Origin of the sequence: Trichloromonas sp. (assembly GCF_034006665.1) — a bacterium.
In the GTDB taxonomy this organism is placed as follows: domain Bacteria; phylum Desulfobacterota; class Desulfuromonadia; order Desulfuromonadales; family Trichloromonadaceae; genus Trichloromonas.
This window is the reverse complement of the sequence record NZ_JAVESI010000055.1, coordinates 1-19,176: the sequence shown is the minus strand read 5'-3', so window position 1 is coordinate 19,176 and position 19,176 is coordinate 1. Positions and strand designations below refer to the sequence as shown.

Sequence of the window (19,176 nt, the reverse complement as noted above, 5' to 3'; positions counted from 1 at the left end):
CGCAAGGCATTGGAATTGTTGAGGAATATACCATAGATTACGTCCCGGCGCAAGAAAAAAATTGCAAATAATCTAATGATTTAAACTATTTGTCGGATCTTCTCTTTTTGCGGTGGCATCAACATTAACAGCACATACATGATGGCGAAAGTGATCCAGGGAACTTCCACGCCGTGCACCGAGACGGTCAGCACCGCCGCCAGCATCAGCAAAAGCCCGAGCAGCGACGCCCACTCGGCGCTCTTCATCCGGCCGAGGATGCGCAGCTGGTCGGCGATCAGTTCCCGGGACATGGTCGGACGGCTGGGGTTGCGGAAGAGCAGCCAGGCCAGCAGCAGATAGAGAAGGGTCAGCGCCAGGCCGCAAACCGAGGCGGCATAGAACCAGTGAACCCATTGGAAATGGGCCTGATCCTGCACCGGAAGAAAACCGAAGATGACGAAGTTGATGGACTTGGCGCTCATGAAGATCGCGGAAAGCAGACTGACGCCGGACAGAGCGCTGACCGCCAGTCGCTGCTTCTCGTTGGCGCAGGAATCCTTACCCAGGGTGCCTGCCAGATCATTGAAAAAGGGAGCGACGATCGCCACCCGGCCATTGGCGGTGGGGACGATGGGGGTGAGAATCACCCCGGCGATGAAAAGACTGAGATTGTACCAGATCTTGTTGGGCGGGCCCAGGCGCAGCAGCCAGAGCAGGACCCGGTAGCTGAAGCCGGAAGTGGTAGTGACGACGCTCAGGGCGAAGATGCTCAGGGCCATGAAAAAGGTATCGGAGGAAAAACCGGCGAGGGCCACCTCGGGCGGGGCGAGATTGAGAAGAACGATGCCGAGGACGGCGAAGAGGGCGGGAACGAAATCGGGGAGCAGCCGGAATACCCACATGACCACCGCCGAGGAGACCACCGCCAGCAGGTAAGCGGTCTGAACGCCGGCAATATCCGGGGCTTCCCGGAGCAGGAAGAAGACGGCAAAGGGAACCGCCGTGGCGAGCAGCCAGCCGCACAGGATCCGCGCCCCCTCCTGCTTTTTGGCGGTCCCGCCGGCGGTCGCGGCCCGGTCCCGGGAGCGCCTTTCCTGGCCGCGCTCGGCCAGGGATTCGAGCAGGGCGGGCAGCACCGAGCGGGTCTCATCGGCCAGCTTGTGCAATAAATCCCCGGGGATGGCCAGCACCCGCGCCGGTCCCAGGGCGGTGGCAGTGGCCTGGTAGCGGTCCAGGCCAATACCCGCTTCCTCGCCGAGAAAGCCGCCGCCAATGCGCGCCTTGCGGCCGCCGCCGAGATCAAGTTCAAACTCGCCATCAAGGATTAGAAAAGTTGTCTCGGCCTCGGCATCGAAGGCGTGCAGAACTTCGGAGGAAGCAAGATGTCGCGCGGCGACATGGGGCAACAGGCGCGCCAGACTCTGCCGCGAACAGTCGCGAAAAAGGGGGAGAGACAAAAGGGTTTCCGCCGCTTCCAGGGAACTCATGCAACCTCCCGCTCCGACGCGAAACTTGCACCGGGCAAGCTATAAGCATACTTCAAAAAAAGCCCTTTACAGGCCACTCATATTTTCATGGCCATCCTCTTTTCCTCAAGAAAAAAGAATGGTTCCACCACCATCCAGCGAAGGTGCCGTCAAAACCCGGTCCTTACCGGTTCGCCCATCCAAAAAATCGACACCCTCGCAACGGGCCTTTCCCCGGCACTATGGGCCTTTCCGGAAGAGAATCGCACTCCGAAACGGCTGGATTGATGACAGCAGCTACGTAGAGCAAATCTCGTGCCGTTTACAGGGAAGGGTTCCGGAAGGGGAATGGCCGGAGAACATACCGAAGAGAAAAGCAAAGCAGGATCTTGGCGCCGGTGATGGCGGGGGTGAAGAAAGCAACGACGGACGGAAGCCCCCGAAAAACGCTGTGGGACAGGATCCGCAAGCGACTTCAAGGAGGATTTCCCTGCGGCGGGAAACCGCGGCGCCAAGGACGGAAAGAGTTCAACCCATTCCCAATTTCCACTTGTAAGACTTGCACTGGGCTTCCAGCACCTGATCGGGGGTAAAACCCAGGGCCTGGAGTTGCGGCCAGGCCCCTTTGAAATCCATCTGTTCCATAGCCTCGACACAAACGAGCAGTTTACCCAGCATTCCGCTACGCTGGAGCAGGGCCTCGGCGATTTCGTCGGAGAGACTCAGATCCTTGACCACGTTCTCCATGTTGACCGCGTAGATCCACTCCAGCAACGAGAGAATTCCGGCCATGAAGGCCTGATCGGCGATCTCGGGAATTTTTCGGGTCTGGGGATGAATCAGCGCCAACTGCTCCATCAGTCCGCCGCGCACCGCCGCCAAGTCAACCATGGGGTTGTCGAGTCCGCGCTCGTCGGCGGAAGCGAAGAGCGCCAGCTGCACCCAGCGCTTGAGCTGGCGCCGTCCGAGCAGATTAATGGCATGGCGCACGCTGGCGATCTTGCTGCGCATCCCCATCCCCACCGAATTGACCAGCAGCAGCACGGAATAGGTCATGCCGGGGCATTGTTTGAGACAGTTTTCCAGTGCTTCGATCTCGGCATCCTCCAACAGCAGATGCAGCATCTTCAGCAGGGCCGTTCCCGAACCGTCGATGCGCTGCTTCTCCATGATCGAGGGTTTGGCGAAATAGAACCCCTGGAAAAAATCGAATCCCAGCTCCAGGCATTGCCTGAATTCATCGCGGGTTTCGACCTTCTCCGCAAGCAGCTTGAAGGGATAGGCGCGCAGCTGGTGCACCATCGGTGGAAGCTGGGCGACGGGGGTGAGAAAAAGATCGACCTTGACCAGATCGATCAGCGGATAGAGCGGAGCGAACCGGGGCTCGAACTGATGGTCGTCCAGAATCAGGAAAAACCCCTTTTCCTTGAGATAACGGCAACGCTCCACCAATTCCGGCGTAACCTGCAGACCCTCCAGCAGCTCAATGCCGACGGCCTCGCGGGGCAGCAGTTCGAGGGATTCGCTCATCAGCAGATCCTGCTCAACATTGATGAAACCGCGGTTGCCGCCAAGGATTTCCTGGATGCCGAAGCCGGCCAAGGTATTGAGAATGACCCGGGCCGTCGCCCGGGAATGGTCGAAAACCCGGGCGATCAACGCCCCCGGCGAACGAAAGAGCAACTCGTAAGCGCAGACCTGCTCGCGCCGGTCGAGAATCGGCTGCCGGCCGATCAGACATTTGTCGTTTTCCAAAGCACCCTCTCCTTCACCCTCGGCGGAGACTTATGATAAACTTCACCAACAATAGCATTTTCCCCTCGGGCAAAGCAACGCCCCCCGTCCGGACACCATAGGCACCAACGCAAAAGCGGGACCGTCCAGTTTCGAACGATCCCGCCAATTCGTTGAAATCCTCAATTTTTCCAATCAGGCCTTGCCGGCGCTGCCGAGCACCTCCTGGTTTTTGTGCTTGATCAGGGCAATCAGTTCCTTGCGGGCGTCGCCAAGATATTTGCGCGGATCGAATTCGCCGGGGTTCTTGGCGAGAAATTCGCGAACCTTGGCGGTAACGGCCAGACGGCCATCCGAATCGATATTGATCTTGCACACGGCGCTGGCGGCGGCCTGGCGCAGCTGCGCCTCGGGAACGCCGACGGCACCGTCCATCTTGCCGCCGTACTGGTTGATCAGCTGGACGTACTCCTGAACGACGCTCGACGCCCCGTGCAGGACGATGGGAAAGCCGGGAATGCGTTTTTCGATCTCTTTGAGGATGTCGAAACGCAAAGGGGGCACTTCCTCCCCTTCCTTAAGCTTGAATTTATAGGCGCCGTGGCTGGTGCCGATGGAGATGGCCAGGGAATCGACGCCGGTCTTCTTGAGGAAATCCTCCACCTCCTCAGGCTTGGTGTAGGTCGAATGTTCAGCCTGGACCTCGTCTTCGATGCCGGCCAGCACCCCCAGTTCTCCTTCGACGCTCACATCGTACTGATGGGCGTATTCGACGACTTGCCGGGTGAGAGCGACGTTTTTCTCGTAAGAAAGATGGGAGCCGTCGATCATCACCGAGGAGAAGCCCGAATCGACGCAGGACTTGCACAGCTCGAAGGAGTCGCCGTGGTCGAGATGCAGGCAGATGGGAATGTTCGAGCCGAGCTCCCGAACCATCTGTACCGCGCCCAAGGCCATGTAGCGCAGCATCGTCTGGTTGGCGTACTCGCGGGCGCCCTTGCTGACCTGGACGATGACCGGCGAGGACGTTTCCGCACAGGCCAGGACAATCGCCTGCAACTGCTCAAGGTTGTTGAAGTTGTAAGCGGGGATCGCATATCCCCCCTGGAACGCCTTCTGAAACATTTCCCGGGTATTGACCAGGCCCAGTTCACTGAAATGCACCCTATCGCCCATGATGATCCGCCTCCTCACGCTGTCGCAACCGTAGTAGATAGTGGGGAAAGAGCGGCGACCATCCGCACCGGAACAGCCACCGAGTAGCGCAAACAGCGTTATTAATACCAGCCGCCTCCGGACAAGTCCAGCCGAAATTGCCTTGACAAAAGCCCCGGCCTCGGATTAATCCAAGAAGTGCAGCTCGCGCCGGAAAAATCGCGCAGCGCCGTTTTCCCGAAGTCTCCGGACTCCGGCCGAACATTTCCCCAGAAGGGAGCTCCCATGCGTACCGACAAACAGGAAGCCTATTTCAAGGACTGGAAAAGCCGCGAGGAAATCGCCGAAGCGATGGTCCCCATGGTCGGCCGCCTCTACCGCAACCATGGCGTGATCACCACCGTTTACGGCCGTTCGCTGGTGCACGGCTCGACCATCGACATCCTCAAGGCGCACCGTTTCGCCCGGCAGATTCTCGTCACCGAACTCTGGGTGCGGGACACCGCGCCCCTTCTCGAAGCCATGACTCGGCTCGACCTGGCTCCGGCGCGCATCGACATCGGTAAACTGACCGTTCGTTACCAGGCCCAGGCCGCGGGCACATCCGTCGACGATTTCGTGCGTCGGGAACTGGCGGCGGTCAACACCGGGAAAAAAGCCCTGCTCAGCGAGCCGCGGGACGTGGTGCTGTACGGCTTCGGCCGCATTGGACGCCTTTTGGCGCGCATTCTCATCGAACAGACCGGAGGCGGCGACAAGCTGCGCCTGCGTGCCGCCGTGGTGCGCAAAGGGGGTCCGGACGATCTCGCCAAACGCGCCAGTCTGCTGCGCCGCGATTCTGTGCACGGCTACTTCCACGGCACCATCCGCATCGACGAGGAAGAGAACGCCATCATCGCCAACGGCAACATGATCCGCATCATCTACGCCGACGCCCCGGAAAGTATCGACTATACCCAGTACGGCATCCATAACGCTTTGCTGGTGGACAACACCGGCAAGTGGCGGGACCGGGCCGGGCTCGGCCGCCATCTGCAAGCCCCGGGTATCGACAAGGTCATTCTCACCGCTCCCGGCAAAGGGGATCTGCCCAACGTCGTTTTCGGCATCAACAACGAACTGCTCACTGCCGGGGAACAGATCTACACGGCAGCCAGCTGCACCACCAACGCCATCGTCCCGGCCCTCAAGGCGGTGCATGACGAATACGGTATCGTCCACGGCCATGTGGAAACCTGTCATTCCTACACCAACGACCAGAATCTGATCGACAACTACCACAAGAGTTCCCGGCGGGGACGCAGCGCCCCCCTCAACATGGTCATCACCGAAACCGGCGCCGCCAAAGCGGTGGCCAAGGCCCTGCCCGAGCTGGCCGGAAAATTGACCGGCAACGCCATTCGCGTACCGACTCCGAACGTGTCCCTGGCGATCCTCAACCTGACCCTGGAAAAAGCGACCACCGTCGCCGAACTGAACAAATATCTGCGGGACGTCTCCCTCGACTCCCCCTTGCAGAACCAGCTCGACTTCACCAACTCGCCGGAAGTCGTCTCCAGCGACTTCATCGGCAGCCGCTACGCCGGGGTAGTCGACTCCCTCGCGACCATCGTCGAGGGCAATCGTGTGGTCCTTTACGTCTGGTACGACAACGAATTCGGCTACAGCTGTCAGGTAGCGCGCATGCTCGACAAGATCGCCGGTCTGGAACTGCCGACCCTGCCCAACTGATGGTGATTCACCTCCACGAAAAAACGGCCGGCCCCTTGCGGGATCGGCCGTTTTTTCGTTACCGTCTATGGCGACGAGGCTAGTCGCGCTTCATCAGGCGCATTTTCTTGCGCAGACGACGCTGGGCCTCCTTCTCCTTGCGCTTGCGCTTGACGCTGGGTTTTTCGTAAAACTTGCGCTGCTTCATTTCACGAAAGAGTCCCTCTTGCTGCAACTTGCGCTTGAGCACCCGGATGGCCTTTTCGACGTTGTTGTCGACGACCTGGATTTCCACTGACAATCACCTCGCTTTCCCAACTGTATCGCCCAACCCCTGTATGGGCCGAGATAAAACAATGCGTGAATCTAGCCTGATTTCCTACTGAAAGCAACAAAATTATCGTACCTTGCCTCGGCTTTCCGTCCCCCAGAGAGTGACGGGAATGCCGCCGTTGCGCAGTCGGGCAAGGCGAACCAACGGTTCGCCCATCACCGCCGCCAGGGCATCATCCGGGCAGAGAAAGGCGAGACGCCAGCCGGGAAAGCGTTCACGCCGAACCCGCCCCAGGGTCCGAAAGAGCGGACGCAGATCCTCCCCCGCCCCTACCCGTTTGCCATAAGGGGGATTGCAGAGAAGTAGCCCCGACTCAGCGGGGGCGAAAGCGTCGGCCAAATCCTCGCGCCGCAGATCGAGCAGTTCCGCGACCCCGGCCCGCTGGGCATTGCGCCCCGCCGCCTCGAAACTGGCCCTGTCCCACTCCCCACCACGCAAAAGCGGAGTCGCCGGCAGTTCGGCGCGCCGCGCCTCAGCCAGCAGAACCTCCCAGAGCCCTGGGCGGAAACCGGGCCAATCCATGAAAGCGAAGCGGCGATCGCGTCCCGGCGCCCTGCGTTGAGCGAGCCAGGCGGCTTCGATCAGAAAAGTTCCCGAACCGCACAGTGGATCAAACAGCGGTGTCGTGCCGTCCCAGCCCAAGAGCAGGAGAATCCCGGCGGCGAGGTTCTCCCGCAGGGGTGCCTGAGCCGTCTCGCCACGATAGCCCCGGCGGTGCAGCAATTCACCGGAAGCATCGATGGAGAGCGAGCAGACATCCTCCTCGAAGCGGGCCAGAACCAGTTGTTCCATGCCACCGCGCGGCCCTCCTTCCCGGCCGAGGGCGCGGTCGACGGCCTCGCCGAGGGTGGCGGCGATGCGCTCGCTGTGATTGAGCCGCGAATGGCGACAGCTGACCCGCATTTGCAAACCGGTATCCGGGCGCAGAAAACGCCCCCAGGGCATACGGGACGCCTTGCGATAGAGGTCGGGGAAATCCCGGGCCTTGACGTCGGCCAAACGCACCAGCACCCTGGAGGCGACGCGGGAGTGGAGGTTGGCCAGATAGATCTCCCGCAGACCGCCGGAAAACTCCACCCCCCCCGCCACCGGCCGGGCGTCGGTAAGACCGAGAGCCGCCAGTTCAGCGGCGCAGACCGCTTCCAGCCCCGGCGAAGTCACGGCAAAGAGCTCTTCCCTGCTATTCTTCAAAAGGAACTCCCGACGGGCGGGAAAAGGCAAAGCCGCCCAACGCCCGGATTAAAGGTTAAGAGCCGCAGAATAATCTGGTATGATGACGGATAGTCCGGCAACCAGACGGAGAGATCCTATCCCAATCGAAGAGAAAGTCGCCACCATGAATATCAATTCCAATTCCGTCGACATCGACTGGAGCTACCTGCTCGACCGCGTCGAGCATCTGATGGACCTCGGCGAGGAATTCCTCACCCGCAAACTGGCGGAATTCCAATTTGATCCGGCCCTGCTCGAAAGTATCCTCGCCTGGCGCTGGCAGCAGGAGAACCAGAGCGGCTATCTGCATCCCATCATCCATCCCGACCTCCCCGATCACGCCGACCTGCTCGGTATCGACCCGTCCCTGACCCGGCTACGCCGGAATACCCGCCAGTTCGTTCAGCGTCTGCCGGCCAACAATGTGCTCCTCTGGGGCGCCCGGGGGACCGGGAAATCGTCGGCAGTCAAGGGGCTGCTCGGCGAATTTGCCGGAGCCGGTCTACGTCTGGTCGAGGTGCGCAAGGAGGATCTCTTCCAGTTGCCGGCGATCACCGAACTGCTGCGCCCCCAGCCTTACCGTTTCATCCTTTTCTGCGACGATCTTTCCTTCGATGAGTCGGAAGTCGATTACCGCGAACTCAAGGCGCTGCTTGAAGGCGGCATTGAGGCGCGACCGGAAAATTTGCTTATTTACGCCACCAGCAACCGCCGCCATCTCATGCCGGAGCGTCTGAGCGACAATAGCGGCGGGGAAGAGATCCATCCCGAAGAGGCGATCGCCGAAAAGATCTCCCTTTCCGACCGCTTCGGCATCACCCTCGGTTTCTATCCGACCACCCAGGAGAGCTATCTGGAAATCGTCCGGCATTTCGCCCGCCGACGGGAATTGCCCATCGCCGATGACCAGCTCACCGCCGCGGCCCTGGAATGGGCCATGCTGCGCGGGGCCCGCTCGGGGCGGGTTGCCCGGCAGTTCATCGATGACCTGACCGGGCAGCTGCTGCTGGATGAACCCCCCAGCTTTCCACAGGGGAACTGAAATACCGGCAAATTAACGTTTGGCCTGGAACGCTCATCCCCCTATAATCTAGGGGGAAACGACTCCTTCGGGAATTCGCCATGAAAGCTTTCCGGCGGTCGGCGCCGGCCCTTCTGCTGCCGGCTCCCTGCACCTTGTAGGCCCTCTGAATCAAGGACCAAATCCTTTTATACGGTCGCCGATGCCGACATCGGCGACATCGGCCATGTCATGCAAATCCGCACTGGGACATCAGGGAGTCCGGCGGCGCCGGGCGTGAGGAAACAAAGCGCATGTCGTACCTGAAATATTTCAAATCGGGGCAGAAGGTTCTGCTCGCCCCCCCTCCCGGCGACGGCCTCATCAGCCGTACCGAAAGCCTGACCACCTACCTTCAAGAGCTGGGCAAGGGGTATTTCGACCTGCTGCTGCCCTATGGCGGACAGGAAGAAGAGAGCTATCCCTTCGCCACCGATATGCCCTTCACTCTCACCTCGGAAGCCTTCGGCCTCGGACTCAAACTGAGTGGCCGTTTCGCCGGACACCGTAACAAGGATGCCATCCGCGTTCAGATTGGCGATGATTTGCAGGTCTTCCAGCGCCGGGGTTCCCCCCGCGTCAACCTTCAGGCCGGGTTGCGTTACACCAAGGGGCGCGGCACCCTGCGCACCTTCCGCGACCAGTGGGAAAAGAACATCCGCATTCTCCACGGCGGGGGCGACCTGAGTAAACTCGGCGTCTTTCCCCGCCGGGCGATCAATCTCGGCAGCGGCGGCGTGCGTTTTGAGATGAAAGGCCCGGTCGAAGTCGCCGACCTCTGTTTGGTGCTGATCGACTACGGCCAGGCGCCGCCCATCTGTTCTCTGGCGGAAGTGGCCTGGACAAAACAGACGGAAAGCCCGGAGCGGATCAGCACCGGCATGCGCTTCGTCTCCCTTCTCGATACCGACCTGAAACGCCTGGAAACCCTGATCCGCGACCAGCAGCGGAGCGCCGTCGTTGAAGAGGAAGCGGAGATTTAATCCGCCGGCTCCCGCGAAAAAGCCCCTTCCGGGAGGAATCCGGGGGGCGGAATCCGCCCGGGCAAAACGCCCCCCTGTTCCAGCCGACGCAAAAATTCAACACGGGGAATCTCCACCGCTCCCAGCGACAGCAGATGGGGATTAGGCAACTGGCAGTCGATCAGAGGCCAGCCCCACTCCGCCATCTTCCGGGCCAAGGTCGCCAAAGCCACCTTGGAAGCATCCGGCGCCCGGTGAAACATGGACTCTCCGAAGAAGCAGCGCCCCAGCACCACCCCGTACAGTCCCCCCGCCAGTTCATCCCCCCGCCAACATTCCAGCGAATGGGCGTAGCCCATACGGAACAGGCGCAGGTAGGCCGCCCGCATCGCGGCGGTGATCCAGGTACCCGGCTGTCCGCGCCGACTCTGCGCACAACCGTCCAGCACCGCGGCGAAGGCGGTGTCGCAGGAGACGCGAAAACGTCCCTGACGCAAACACTTGGCGAGGCTGCGGGAAATGCGGATCTCTTCGGGGAAAATAACGCAGCGAGGGTCAGGCGACCACCACAGCGGCGGTTCATCGTCACAAAACCAGGGGAAAATGCCCAAGGAGTAGGCAAGAAGCAACCGCCGGGGGGAAAGGTCGCCGCCGACGGCAAGCAGACCGCCGGGCTCGGCCAGTTCCGACGCGGGGAAAACAAGCTGATTGGAAAGACGGTAGATCGGCATGATCAGCGCCCCACCGGCGAAAATGCCCACCGGTTGACGGGAAGAAACATCAGGAGGGGCCGTAGACGAAAGTCAACTCGCCGCCACGCAAGCCAATACGCACCTCGCCGCCATCGCTGAGACGCCCAAAGAGCAGTTCACCGGCGAGGACGTCGCTAATCGCCGTCTGGATCAGCCGCGCCAGAGGGCGCGCCCCATAGGTCGGATCGTAGCCTTGGCGCGCCAAGTGGGCGCGGGCGGCGGCGGAGACCTTCAGAGTGACGGCGGAATCGGCCAGGCGGGCGCGCAACTCGTCGAGAAACTTGTCGACAATGCGGAGGATGATTGCTTCATCCAGCGCCTGGAAGGGAATGATCGCATCGAGGCGGTTGCGGAATTCCGGCGAAAAGGTCTTCTCCACCGCCTGTTTGTAGCCGCTACGGCCGAGGTTGCCAAAACCGATGGGGTGGGCGCTCATCTCCCGCGCCCCGGCGTTGCTGGTCATGATCAGCACGACATTGCGGAAATCGGCCTTCTTGCCATTGTTGTCGGTAAGGGTGCCGTGATCCATGACCTGCAAGAGGATGCTGAAGAGGTCGGGATGAGCCTTTTCAATCTCATCAAGGAGGAGCACGGCATAGGGGGTCTTCACCACCGCGTCGGTCAGCAGCCCGCCCTGATCGAAACCAACGTAACCCGGCGGCGCGCCGATGAGCCGTGCCACCGAATGCTTTTCCATGTACTCACTCATGTCGAAGCGGAGGAATTCCACTCCAAGCTGGGCCGCCAGTTGCCGGGCAACCTCGGTCTTGCCGACCCCGGTGGGGCCGGTGAAGAGGAAGGAGCCGACCGGTTTCTCGGGATGGCCGAGACCAGCCCGAGAGCGGAGGATCGCCTGGCAAAGGGCGTCCACAGCCGCATCCTGGCCAAAGACCTGACGCTTGAGATCCCGACCCAGGTGACGCAGGCGCTTGCGGTCAGAGGTGGAAACGCTACGCGCCGGGATGCGCGCCATCGATGCCACCACCGCCTCGATGTCGGCGACCTCAACGGTGGCGCCGGTGCGCTGGTTGATACGGAAAACCGCGCCGACCTCGTCGATGACGTCAATGGCCTTGTCCGGCAGATGGCGGAAGTTGATGTGCCGGGCCGAAAGCTCGGCCGCCGCCCGCAGCGCCTCCTCGCTGTAGACGACGCCGTGGTGCTCTTCGTAGTAGCTTTTCAAGCCGCGCAGAATGGCGACCGTATCCTCGACGCTCGGCTCGACAATGTCGATCTTCTGAAAGCGCCGGGACAGGGCGCGGTCCTTGTCGAAAAGGTTCTTGTATTCCTCGAAGGTGGTCGAACCGATACAGCGCAGCTCGCCGGTGGCGAGAGCCGGTTTGAGGATGTTGGAAGCGTCGAGGGAGCCGCCGCTGGTCGCCCCGGCACCGACGATGGTATGGATTTCGTCGATGAAGAGAATCGCCTCGGGCTTCTTGCGCAGAGCGGCCATGACCGCCTTGAGCCGCTCTTCGAAATCCCCCCGGAACTTGGTCCCGGCCAAGAGCGCCCCAAGATCGAGGGTGTAAATCTCATTCCCCTTGAGCAGATCGGGGACCTCGCCACGCTCCAGCAAAAGAGCGAGGCCCTCGGCGATGGCGGTCTTGCCGACCCCGGGGTCGCCGACATAGAGGGGATTGTTCTTGCGCCGCCGGCAGAGCACCTGGATGGTGCGGGTCAACTCCCGGTCGCGGCCGATGAGGGGGTCGATCTTCCCTTCTCGGGCGCGTTGCACCAGATTGACGGTGTAGAGTTCCAGGGGGTCGCGGGAAGGCGCGCTCTTGGCGGGCCCGGGCGTCCCTTCCTTGGCCTTGCCGGGGGCGACACCCGCGGAGGGCGCCGCCTCGCGGGGCACCTTGGAAACACCGTGGGCGATGAAATTGAGCACGTCGAGGCGCCGAATCCCCTGGGCTTCAAGGAAGTGGGCCGCGTGGGAATTCTTCTCTTCCAGGATTGCCGCCAACAGGTCGCCCAGCCCGACATCTTTCTTGCCCGCCGCGTGCATGTGCACCACGGTCCGCTGCAAAACCCGCTGCAGGCCAACGGTCTGTTCGGGGACGAAATCGTCGCTGACGGGAATCGCCTCCAATTGCTTGTCGAAAAACTCTTCCAGAACGCTCCGCAGTCCCTGGATATCCCCGCCGCAGTTGACCAGTACCTCCTGCCCCCGGTCTTCGAAGAGGATGGCGTAGAGCACATGCTCGGTGGTCAGATATTCGTGGCGGCGGCGCTGGGCTTCTCGTACCGCCAGGGAAAAAGCGATCTGTACATCCTGGTTGAACATACCTTCTATCCTTTTTTCCGCCTCGCATGAGGCGGCGAACAGCGGAAACCACCAAAACGGTCAAGCCGGCTCCATGCTGCAGCGCAAGGGGAACCCCTCGCTTCGCGCCCGGGCATGCACCCGGTCGATCTTGGTTTCGGCGATCTCTGCCGGGTAGACGCCGCAGACCCCCATCCCCTTGAAATGGATGTTGAGCATGATCTGGTTGGCCTCGGTCGGCGGCTTGTGAAAAATCTTTTCCAGCATTTCCACGACAAACTCCATGCTGGTGAAATCGTCGTTATGCATGATCACCCGAAAGAGCGGGGGAGAACCCGTCTTGGCGCGGCTTTCCTCCGCCGCCCGGGTTCCCCCCGCCGGTGCTTGCTCGGTCACAGATGAACGCTCCGTTCTTGAATCACGATGAACTGATTTAGATCCTAACACAAGTGCCGCGCCGCCGCCAACGTCCGACCGCGTCGCCGATCCTCTCAGGGCGTGATGCCGGCGAGAAAATCAAGCAGGGCGGCGTTGAAGGCCGCCGGTTCCTCCAGATTGACCATGTGCCCGGCGCCACCGATCAGGCGCAGATCGGCTTTGGGCACCGCCTCGGCCAACGCCGCTGATTTTTCCACAGGAATGGCCTTGTCTTCAAGGGCCCCGATGACCAGAGCGGGAAGCTTCAACCCCGGCAGCAGCGCCGTGGAATCTTTCCTGTCACGAATGGCTCGCAGGCCGAGAATCAGTCCGGCGGGAGCGGTTGCCTCGATCCAAGCGCGCGTCTCCGCGAGCAGTTCCGGACGGCGCTGCGCCGTTTCCGGGGCGAAGAGCAGCGGGATGAAGGCGTTCGGCACCGCTCCGGGATTGCCTTTTCCAATCTCCTGGATGAGGTGATCGCGCTTGCCCCGGGCCGTCTCGTCATCGGCGTCGGCGCGGGTGACGATGAAGCAGGCGCCGGACATGCGCCGGACATGACGAGCGAGGAGGTTGAGCAGCACGTAGCCGCCCATGGACATCCCGCCGACCACCGCCTTTTCGATACCGAGATGATCAAGGAGCGCCGCCAGATCGTCAGCCAGCAGATCCGTCGAACCGGGCGCCGTTCCCGCTTCGCTTTCGCCGAAACCGCGCAGGTCGGGGAGGATTACCCGATAACCGGCAGCAACCAAGGCTTCGGCCTGGGAGCGCCACATACGCCGGCAGAGGGGAAAACCGTGAATGAGCAGGACCGGCAGCCCTTGCCCCAGGTCGTCATAAGCCAGGCGAATGCCGTTGATTTGTGCGTGCATGAAGGTCTCCTTGATATGTGCCGGAACAGGCAAGTCTCAGGTTCGGCAGAGTTCAAACAATACGATAAAGGCCAATCTCAACCGGCGCATCCCCCCCTTTTTCAAGGGGGGAAGCTTGGCCCCTTGGCTGAAACTCGGTTAAAAAACGGAAAACCCTCCCGGCATCTCGTCCCAAACCGGCCTCTTGGCGAGAAAATGCTCCTTGAGCCCAGGGTTTTCCAGCAAGTGCTGGACACCGACGGTCAACTGCCCGCTACGGGCATCGAACCAGGTCTCTTCGAGGGCGTTTCCCAAGCCGATGAAGGCCGCCTCCATCAGATGTTTCTGCGTCAGGTACATGAACACCGGTCGCGCTGCGCCCGGCCAGGGTTCTAAAAGCGCTTCCCGGCAACGCTCCGCGTCCGTCGAAGTCACCGACCGGCAGATCAGAGGACGTACTGGATAGATGGAGCATAAACCTTCCTCGTCGAGAAAGGCGCAATGTTCCCGCAGGGCCAGGCGCGCCTCGTCGTCAAGCCCGGCGACCCGGCGATAGAGCTGGTCGAGGCGCCGGATCAGCGTCCGCAACCGCTCGGGCGGCCAGGATTCTAGCACATAATCGACGATCGCCACCACCTCGGGAAAAAGCACCGCAACATTGAGCATGCAGCAGGATCCGCAACCGGCCCGACAGGCGAGTTTTATGTCTTCGAGCGGATGTTTGGCCAGTTCGCCCTCGGCCGCCGCGACGACCTCCCCCATCAGGCCGCCGAGGTCGAGCTCGCCGGTCGGAACAGAAAGCCGTTCCAAGACCATGCCGTGAACCTTCTCCTGATACTGCCGCGCATCGAAATCTCTTGTCATGGCAACCCCCGGAAATCCCATAAAAACAACCGTTGTTTTAATCATGATAGCGACCCAACCACCGAAAGGCAACCTCGACGGAGCTTCGTAAATCTTTTACATAACGGGGATTTCTCGCGAAATCATGGGAGAAAATTCTTCTTGCCAAACAGATAGGGTTTTGGCATTATCTTAAGTCTCGCTAATCCCCTCCAACCCTCCTTCCCCCCGAGGTGGCTCCATGGAACTCACCATTGATTACGAGTGCCCCCAGTGCAAGACCAGTTCCCACCTGCGCCTTTCCGACATTTCTCCCGGCAGGGTCCGCAAATGTGCCCGCTGCGGCACCCCCTTGGTACTGACTATCGAGGGTCTGCGCGGCTTCGAGCGAGCGTTACATGCCTATTGCCACCCCTGACCGCAAGCGCCATCCACTGTTGCGACGTATTCGGGCCTGCCTTGGGCAGGCCCGTCGTTTTTTACCAGCGACCCTTCTAATTCTCACTGCTTTCTCATCACCGGCGTGGGCGGAGTCCCCCCCGTCGGCTTATCCCTCCCTCGACGAACGTCTCGGCCAGATGCTCATGGTCGGCTTTCGCGGCACGAACGTCGCCGACGATCATTTCATCCTCCGTGACCTCCGTCAGCATCACCTCGGCGGCGTCATCCTCTTCGATTATGATCTCGAAAGCCGAAAACATGGTCGCAACATCGCCTCGCCGCGACAACTGCGCGAGCTGACCGAGCGCCTGCGCCGTGCAGCGCGGAAACCCCTGCTCATCGCCATCGACCAGGAAGGCGGACGGGTCAACCGTCTCTCCCCCCGCTACGGCTTTCCCGCCACCCTCTCCCATGAGGAACTTGGGCGGCTTGACGATCCGGCCGAGACGACCCGCCGCGCCGCCGCTCAGGCCCGCACCCTGAAGGAGGCCGGAATCAATCTCAATCTGGCGCCGGTGGTCGACCTGCGGGTCAATCCCGACAACCCGGTGATCGCCCGCTACGGCCGCGCCTTCGCCGCCGAGCCCAGCAAGGTCACGGCCCAGGCCCGGGCCTATATCGCGGGGCACCGGCACGAGGGGGTGCTGACCTGCCTCAAGCACTTCCCCGGCCACGGCAGCTCCACCGCCGACTCCCACCTCGGTTTCACCGACGTCAGCGCCACCTGGCGCGAAGAGGAACTCATCCCCTACCGGGAACTCGTCGCCGGCGGCATGGCCGACGCGGTGATGACCGCCCACGTCTTCAACGCCCAACTCGACAAGGAGCTCCCCGCCACCCTCTCCCCCGCCGTGATCGACGGCCTGTTGCGCAAGAAACTCGGCTTTTCCGGGCCGGTCCTCTCCGACGACCTGCAGATGGCCGCCATCAGCGCCCGCCACCGCCTGGCCGAAGCCGTCGAAAAGGCGGTGCTGGCCGGGGTCGATATCCTCATTTTCGGCAACAACCTCGCCTACGACGAAGAAATCGTCCCCCGCGTCCTCGCCATCCTGCGCGATCTGCTCCGCCGCAACGTAATCGACGAGGCCCGTATCAACGCCTCTTGGCGCCGCATCCACAAGCTCAAAGAGGCCCTCCCCGCCGCCGGCGATCCCCCTTGACAAGCTGACGCTCCCTGGGAAAGGATGGATTTCGTCCCCTTTCCCAGGAGTTTTCATGCGGCCCAACCTGACCCTCATCGGCATGCCCGGCGCCGGCAAAAGCACCGTCGGCGTCATCCTCGCCAAGGAACTCGCCTTCGGCTTCCTCGACACCGACATCCTCATCCAGATCAACCGGCAAAAATCCCTGCAACAGATCCTCGACGAAAGCGGTCATCTCGAACTGCGACGCATCGAGGAAGAAGAAATCCTCAAGCTCAACATCGAGCACCAGGTCATCGCCACCGGCGGTAGCGTCGTCTACAGCGACAAGGCCATGGAGCACCTGCGGCAAATTTCCCTGATCGTCTTCATCGACGTGGAATTCGAAGAGATCGGCCGACGGATCAAGAACTTCGCCAGCCGGGGGATCGCCAAAGCACCGAACCAGACCTTCCATGAGCTCTATCTTGAACGCCAGGCTCTCTACCGGCGCCACGCCGACCTGTGCGTCGACGGCAACCGCCTTTCCCAGGAAGAACTGGCCGCGCACATCGCCGATCTCTACCGGCAAGGGGCCTGACCGCCCATGGCCAACGCCATCATCCACCTCGACATGGACGCCTTCTACGCTTCGGTGGAGCAACACGACCGGCCCGAACTGCGCGGCCTCCCGGTCATCGTCGGCGGCAGCCGGGAGCGCGGCGTGGTCGCGGCCTGCTCCTACGAAGCCCGCCCCTTCGGCGTGCGCAGCGCCCTGCCCATGAGCCGCGCCCTGCGTCTCTGCCCCGAGGCGGTGGTGCTGCCGGTGCGCATGGCCCGCTACCAAGAGGTGTCGCGGCAGGTCTTCGCCATCTTCGGGCGCTACACCGACCGCATCGAACCGCTTTCGGTGGACGAGGCCTTTCTCGACGTGACCGGCTGCGAACGGCTCTTCGGCACGCCCCGGGAGATCGCCCAGCGGATACGCCGGGAGGTGCGGGAGGAGCTGGGCTTGGCGATCAGCGCCGGGGTCGCGCCCAACAAATTTCTCGCCAAGCTCGCCTCGGAAAGCGCCAAGCCCGACGGGCTGCTGGAGATTTTACCGGAAGAAGTGGATGACTTTCTGCTGCCGCTGCCGGTGGAGCGGCTCTGGGGGGTGGGGAACAAGGCGACGCAACAGCTGCATCGCCAGGGCTGCCGAACGGTGGCCGACCTGCGGCGGCTCTCCGTGGCGCAACTGACGCGCCTCTTCGGGGTCTGGGGGGAACGGCTCTATCATCTGGCGCGGGGGGAGGACGAACGGATGGTGGAGGTCGACACCCCGGCCAAATCCTACGGCTCCGAGGAAACTTTCGCCGCCGATCTGGTCCGGATTGAGAATTTGAAGCGCGAACTGCTGGCCCAGGCCGAGAAGGTCGCGGCCCGGCTGCGCCGCCACGGCCTGACCGGGCGGGTGCTGACCCTCAAGGTGCGCTACGCCGATTTCGAAACCCTCACCCGCCGCCTCACCCTGCCCGAACCGACCGCCCACGGCAAAACTCTCTACCGCGCCGCCTGCGATCTGCTGCAACGCACCGAAGCCGGAGAACGCCCGGTGCGCCTGCTCGGTCTCAGTGTCGGCGGCTTGGAGGACGCCACCGCCCGCCAACCCACCCTCTTCCCCGACCCCGACACACAACGGCAAACCGCCCTCGACACCGCCCTCGACCGGCTTAATCAACGCTTCGGCCAGGGGCAGGTTCGGCGGGGGGATTTGCTGGAGGGGGAATGAGGGGCAATGATGAATGATGAATGATGAATGAGGAGTTAAACCAACGTCACCAGTTCGGAATAGCGGACAAGGGTGCGGTCGTGGGTCAGCAGGCGCAGGGGCTCGGCGAGGGCTTGGGCGATGAGCATGCGATCAAAGGGATCGCGGTGGTAGTCGGGGAGTTGTCGCAAGGCCGCGGCGTGGTCCCAGGAGATGGCGAGGGGGGTGAAGCCGGATTCGCGCAATCCCTCCAGGAATCCGTCCTGATCGATCTTGAGTTTGCCGAGGGCCACCTTGATGCTCACCTCCCAGACCGAAACCGCGCTGACGTAGACCGTCTCGGCCCGACCGATCAGCGCGCGGCCCTCCGCCGACAGGGCCGGATCGTCGGCGAGGACCCAGAGCAGCACATGGGTATCGAGCAGCAGTCTCATGATTCCCCCTCGAAGGCCCGTTGCAGTTCATCCGGCAGCGGCGCGTCGAAATCCTCGGCGATCTCGATCTTTCCCTTCATCACCCCGAAGCGGATGCCGGGCGCCGGAGCGGCCTCCAGCGAAACCAGCCGGACGGCGGGTTTGCCCGCCTTGGCGATGACGATCTCCTCCCCCGCCATCGCCGCGTCGACCAGCCGGGAAAAGTGGGTCTTGGCTTCATGGATATTGACACTCGGCATACCGGCCTCCGTTATGAAATGATGGACTAAGCTTAGTCCATGTCGTGACGTTGTGCAACGTCGAATCCGGACAGACCGAAAAATCCCCTTGACGCAACGCTTCGGCCCGCATTACTATCTTGACATTAATTTTTTTTCGTGTGGATGGAATGGGGAGGGCAGGATGAACGAGATTACCGAGGATTTATGAAGATGCGCCGCCCGCAGATTGATCGTGGGCGGCGTTTACGTACTTGCCAAAGGCAGATAGATTCAAGGGCGAAAAACAAATCCGTTCTTTTTTCGACGAAGATTGATGCCCTCGCGAAAAGAGAAGGTTCGATAAATAGTTTAAATCATTAGATTATTTGCAATTTTTTTCTTGCGCCGGGACGTAATCTATGGTATATTCCTCAACAATTCCAATGCCTTGCGAGGGACTACCATGATTCACGTCAAAGACCACAAACA

General features: G+C 61.6%; 19 protein-coding genes. 7 read left to right on the top strand and 12 right to left on the bottom strand.

Annotated elements, in window-relative coordinates:
• Positions 1–80: 80 nt before the first annotated feature.
• From RBR25_RS15790 to RBR25_RS15780, 3 genes are all read right to left on the bottom strand, one after another.
• On the bottom strand, positions 81–1,469 hold the full coding sequence (locus RBR25_RS15790) for an SLC13 family permease (protein WP_432820514.1): 1,389 nt from the start codon (positions 1,467–1,469) through the stop codon (positions 81–83).
• A 507-nt stretch (positions 1,470–1,976) separates the two neighbouring features.
• A complete protein-coding gene (locus RBR25_RS15785; RefSeq protein ID WP_432820513.1) occupies positions 1,977–3,203 on the bottom strand; it encodes an EAL and HDOD domain-containing protein in 1,227 nt (408 codons plus the stop codon).
• A 174-nt stretch (positions 3,204–3,377) separates the two neighbouring features.
• Positions 3,378–4,358, bottom strand: a complete 981-nt coding sequence (locus tag RBR25_RS15780; protein WP_432820512.1) for a class II fructose-bisphosphate aldolase — start codon at positions 4,356–4,358, stop codon at positions 3,378–3,380.
• A 264-nt stretch (positions 4,359–4,622) separates the two neighbouring features.
• Here RBR25_RS15780 and RBR25_RS15775 point away from each other — a divergent pair, with 264 nt between their 5' ends.
• Entirely contained in the window at positions 4,623–6,068 is a 1,446-nt protein-coding gene (locus tag RBR25_RS15775) for a glyceraldehyde-3-phosphate dehydrogenase (RefSeq protein WP_432820511.1), read from the top strand.
• A gap of 79 nt (positions 6,069–6,147) precedes the next feature.
• On the opposite strand, the gene rpsU is transcribed toward RBR25_RS15775, so the two are convergent.
• Together rpsU and RBR25_RS15765 are read right to left on the bottom strand one after the other, a co-directional pair.
• A complete protein-coding gene (gene rpsU / locus RBR25_RS15770) occupies positions 6,148–6,342 on the bottom strand; it encodes a 30S ribosomal protein S21 (protein WP_092058758.1) in 195 nt (64 codons plus the stop codon).
• Positions 6,343–6,444: 102 nt separating this feature from the next.
• Positions 6,445–7,572 carry a THUMP domain-containing class I SAM-dependent RNA methyltransferase gene (locus tag RBR25_RS15765; RefSeq protein ID WP_432820510.1) on the bottom strand — a complete coding sequence of 376 codons (1,128 nt, stop codon included), beginning with the start codon at positions 7,570–7,572 and terminating at the stop codon, positions 6,445–6,447.
• A gap of 145 nt (positions 7,573–7,717) precedes the next feature.
• Between RBR25_RS15765 and RBR25_RS15760 the strand changes: the two genes are divergently transcribed.
• Positions 7,718–8,635: an ATP-binding protein gene (locus RBR25_RS15760; protein ID WP_432820509.1), complete on the top strand. Its 918-nt coding sequence runs from the start codon at positions 7,718–7,720 to the stop codon at positions 8,633–8,635.
• Positions 8,636–8,907: 272 nt separating this feature from the next.
• On the top strand, positions 8,908–9,636 hold the full coding sequence (locus RBR25_RS15755) for a PilZ domain-containing protein (protein WP_432820508.1): 729 nt from the start codon (positions 8,908–8,910) through the stop codon (positions 9,634–9,636).
• On the opposite strand, the gene aat is transcribed toward RBR25_RS15755, so the two are convergent.
• From aat to RBR25_RS15730, 5 genes are all read right to left on the bottom strand, one after another.
• Positions 9,633–10,346, bottom strand: coding sequence for a leucyl/phenylalanyl-tRNA--protein transferase (gene aat / locus RBR25_RS15750; protein WP_432820507.1), 714 nt, complete (start codon positions 10,344–10,346; stop codon positions 9,633–9,635). The two genes, RBR25_RS15755 and aat, sit on opposite strands and share 4 nt — an antisense overlap.
• A gap of 49 nt (positions 10,347–10,395) precedes the next feature.
• The gene (gene clpA, locus RBR25_RS15745; RefSeq protein WP_432820506.1) at positions 10,396–12,651 is read right to left on the bottom strand and encodes an ATP-dependent Clp protease ATP-binding subunit ClpA; all 2,256 of its coding nucleotides are present in this window, start codon (positions 12,649–12,651) and stop codon (positions 10,396–10,398) included.
• Positions 12,652–12,711: 60 nt separating this feature from the next.
• The gene (locus RBR25_RS15740; protein WP_432820505.1) at positions 12,712–13,026 is read right to left on the bottom strand and encodes an ATP-dependent Clp protease adaptor ClpS; all 315 of its coding nucleotides are present in this window, start codon (positions 13,024–13,026) and stop codon (positions 12,712–12,714) included.
• Positions 13,027–13,121: 95 nt separating this feature from the next.
• Positions 13,122–13,919 (bottom strand): alpha/beta fold hydrolase, encoded by a 798-nt coding sequence (locus RBR25_RS15735; protein WP_432820504.1) that lies wholly within the window; start codon positions 13,917–13,919, stop codon positions 13,122–13,124.
• Positions 13,920–14,057: 138 nt separating this feature from the next.
• On the bottom strand, positions 14,058–14,762 hold the full coding sequence (locus RBR25_RS15730; RefSeq protein ID WP_432820503.1) for a YkgJ family cysteine cluster protein: 705 nt from the start codon (positions 14,760–14,762) through the stop codon (positions 14,058–14,060).
• A 220-nt stretch (positions 14,763–14,982) separates the two neighbouring features.
• Here RBR25_RS15730 and RBR25_RS15725 point away from each other — a divergent pair, with 220 nt between their 5' ends.
• From RBR25_RS15725 to dinB, 4 genes are read left to right on the top strand one after another with little or no spacing between them, the layout of a single operon-like run.
• On the top strand, positions 14,983–15,159 hold the full coding sequence (locus RBR25_RS15725; RefSeq protein WP_432820502.1) for a hypothetical protein: 177 nt from the start codon (positions 14,983–14,985) through the stop codon (positions 15,157–15,159).
• Complete coding sequence (locus RBR25_RS15720; protein WP_432820501.1) at positions 15,140–16,342, top strand: glycoside hydrolase family 3 protein; 1,203 nt, start codon at positions 15,140–15,142, stop codon at positions 16,340–16,342. Before RBR25_RS15725 ends, RBR25_RS15720 begins: the two co-directional genes overlap by 20 nt.
• A gap of 55 nt (positions 16,343–16,397) precedes the next feature.
• On the top strand, positions 16,398–16,904 hold the full coding sequence (locus tag RBR25_RS15715; protein WP_432820500.1) for a shikimate kinase: 507 nt from the start codon (positions 16,398–16,400) through the stop codon (positions 16,902–16,904).
• 6 nt (positions 16,905–16,910) lie between these two features.
• Positions 16,911–18,074, top strand: a complete 1,164-nt coding sequence (gene dinB, locus RBR25_RS15710; protein WP_432820499.1) for a DNA polymerase IV — start codon at positions 16,911–16,913, stop codon at positions 18,072–18,074.
• A 35-nt stretch (positions 18,075–18,109) separates the two neighbouring features.
• Here dinB and RBR25_RS15705 read toward each other — a convergent pair whose 3' ends face one another.
• A complete protein-coding gene (locus RBR25_RS15705) occupies positions 18,110–18,487 on the bottom strand; it encodes a type II toxin-antitoxin system VapC family toxin (protein ID WP_432820498.1) in 378 nt (125 codons plus the stop codon).
• Positions 18,484–18,726, bottom strand: coding sequence for a type II toxin-antitoxin system Phd/YefM family antitoxin (locus RBR25_RS15700; protein WP_432820497.1), 243 nt, complete (start codon positions 18,724–18,726; stop codon positions 18,484–18,486). The genes RBR25_RS15705 and RBR25_RS15700 overlap by 4 nt, the downstream gene beginning before the upstream one ends.
• Positions 18,727–19,176: the final 450 nt, after the last annotated feature.

Excerpts from the sequence above, each read along its gene's own strand:
- RBR25_RS15715 (WP_432820500.1), top strand. The coding sequence starts at position 16,398 with ATGCGGCCCAACCTGACCCTCATCGGCATGCCCGGCGCCGGCAAAAGC.
- RBR25_RS15790 (WP_432820514.1), bottom strand. The coding sequence starts at position 1,469 with ATGAGTTCCCTGGAAGCGGCGGAAACCCTTTTGTCTCTCCCCCTTTTT.
- RBR25_RS15760 (WP_432820509.1), top strand. The coding sequence starts at position 7,718 with ATGAATATCAATTCCAATTCCGTCGACATCGACTGGAGCTACCTGCTC.
- aat (WP_432820507.1), bottom strand. The coding sequence starts at position 10,346 with ATGCCGATCTACCGTCTTTCCAATCAGCTTGTTTTCCCCGCGTCGGAA.
- RBR25_RS15705 (WP_432820498.1), bottom strand. The coding sequence starts at position 18,487 with ATGAGACTGCTGCTCGATACCCATGTGCTGCTCTGGGTCCTCGCCGAC.
- RBR25_RS15700 (WP_432820497.1), bottom strand. The coding sequence starts at position 18,726 with ATGCCGAGTGTCAATATCCATGAAGCCAAGACCCACTTTTCCCGGCTG.
- RBR25_RS15755 (WP_432820508.1), top strand. The coding sequence starts at position 8,908 with ATGTCGTACCTGAAATATTTCAAATCGGGGCAGAAGGTTCTGCTCGCC.
- RBR25_RS15780 (WP_432820512.1), bottom strand. The coding sequence starts at position 4,358 with ATGGGCGATAGGGTGCATTTCAGTGAACTGGGCCTGGTCAATACCCGG.
- dinB (WP_432820499.1), top strand. The coding sequence starts at position 16,911 with ATGGCCAACGCCATCATCCACCTCGACATGGACGCCTTCTACGCTTCG.
- RBR25_RS15775 (WP_432820511.1), top strand. The coding sequence starts at position 4,623 with ATGCGTACCGACAAACAGGAAGCCTATTTCAAGGACTGGAAAAGCCGC.
- RBR25_RS15720 (WP_432820501.1), top strand. The coding sequence starts at position 15,140 with ATGCCTATTGCCACCCCTGACCGCAAGCGCCATCCACTGTTGCGACGT.
- clpA (WP_432820506.1), bottom strand. The coding sequence starts at position 12,651 with ATGTTCAACCAGGATGTACAGATCGCTTTTTCCCTGGCGGTACGAGAA.
- RBR25_RS15730 (WP_432820503.1), bottom strand. The coding sequence starts at position 14,762 with ATGACAAGAGATTTCGATGCGCGGCAGTATCAGGAGAAGGTTCACGGC.
- RBR25_RS15725 (WP_432820502.1), top strand. The coding sequence starts at position 14,983 with ATGGAACTCACCATTGATTACGAGTGCCCCCAGTGCAAGACCAGTTCC.
- RBR25_RS15735 (WP_432820504.1), bottom strand. The coding sequence starts at position 13,919 with ATGCACGCACAAATCAACGGCATTCGCCTGGCTTATGACGACCTGGGG.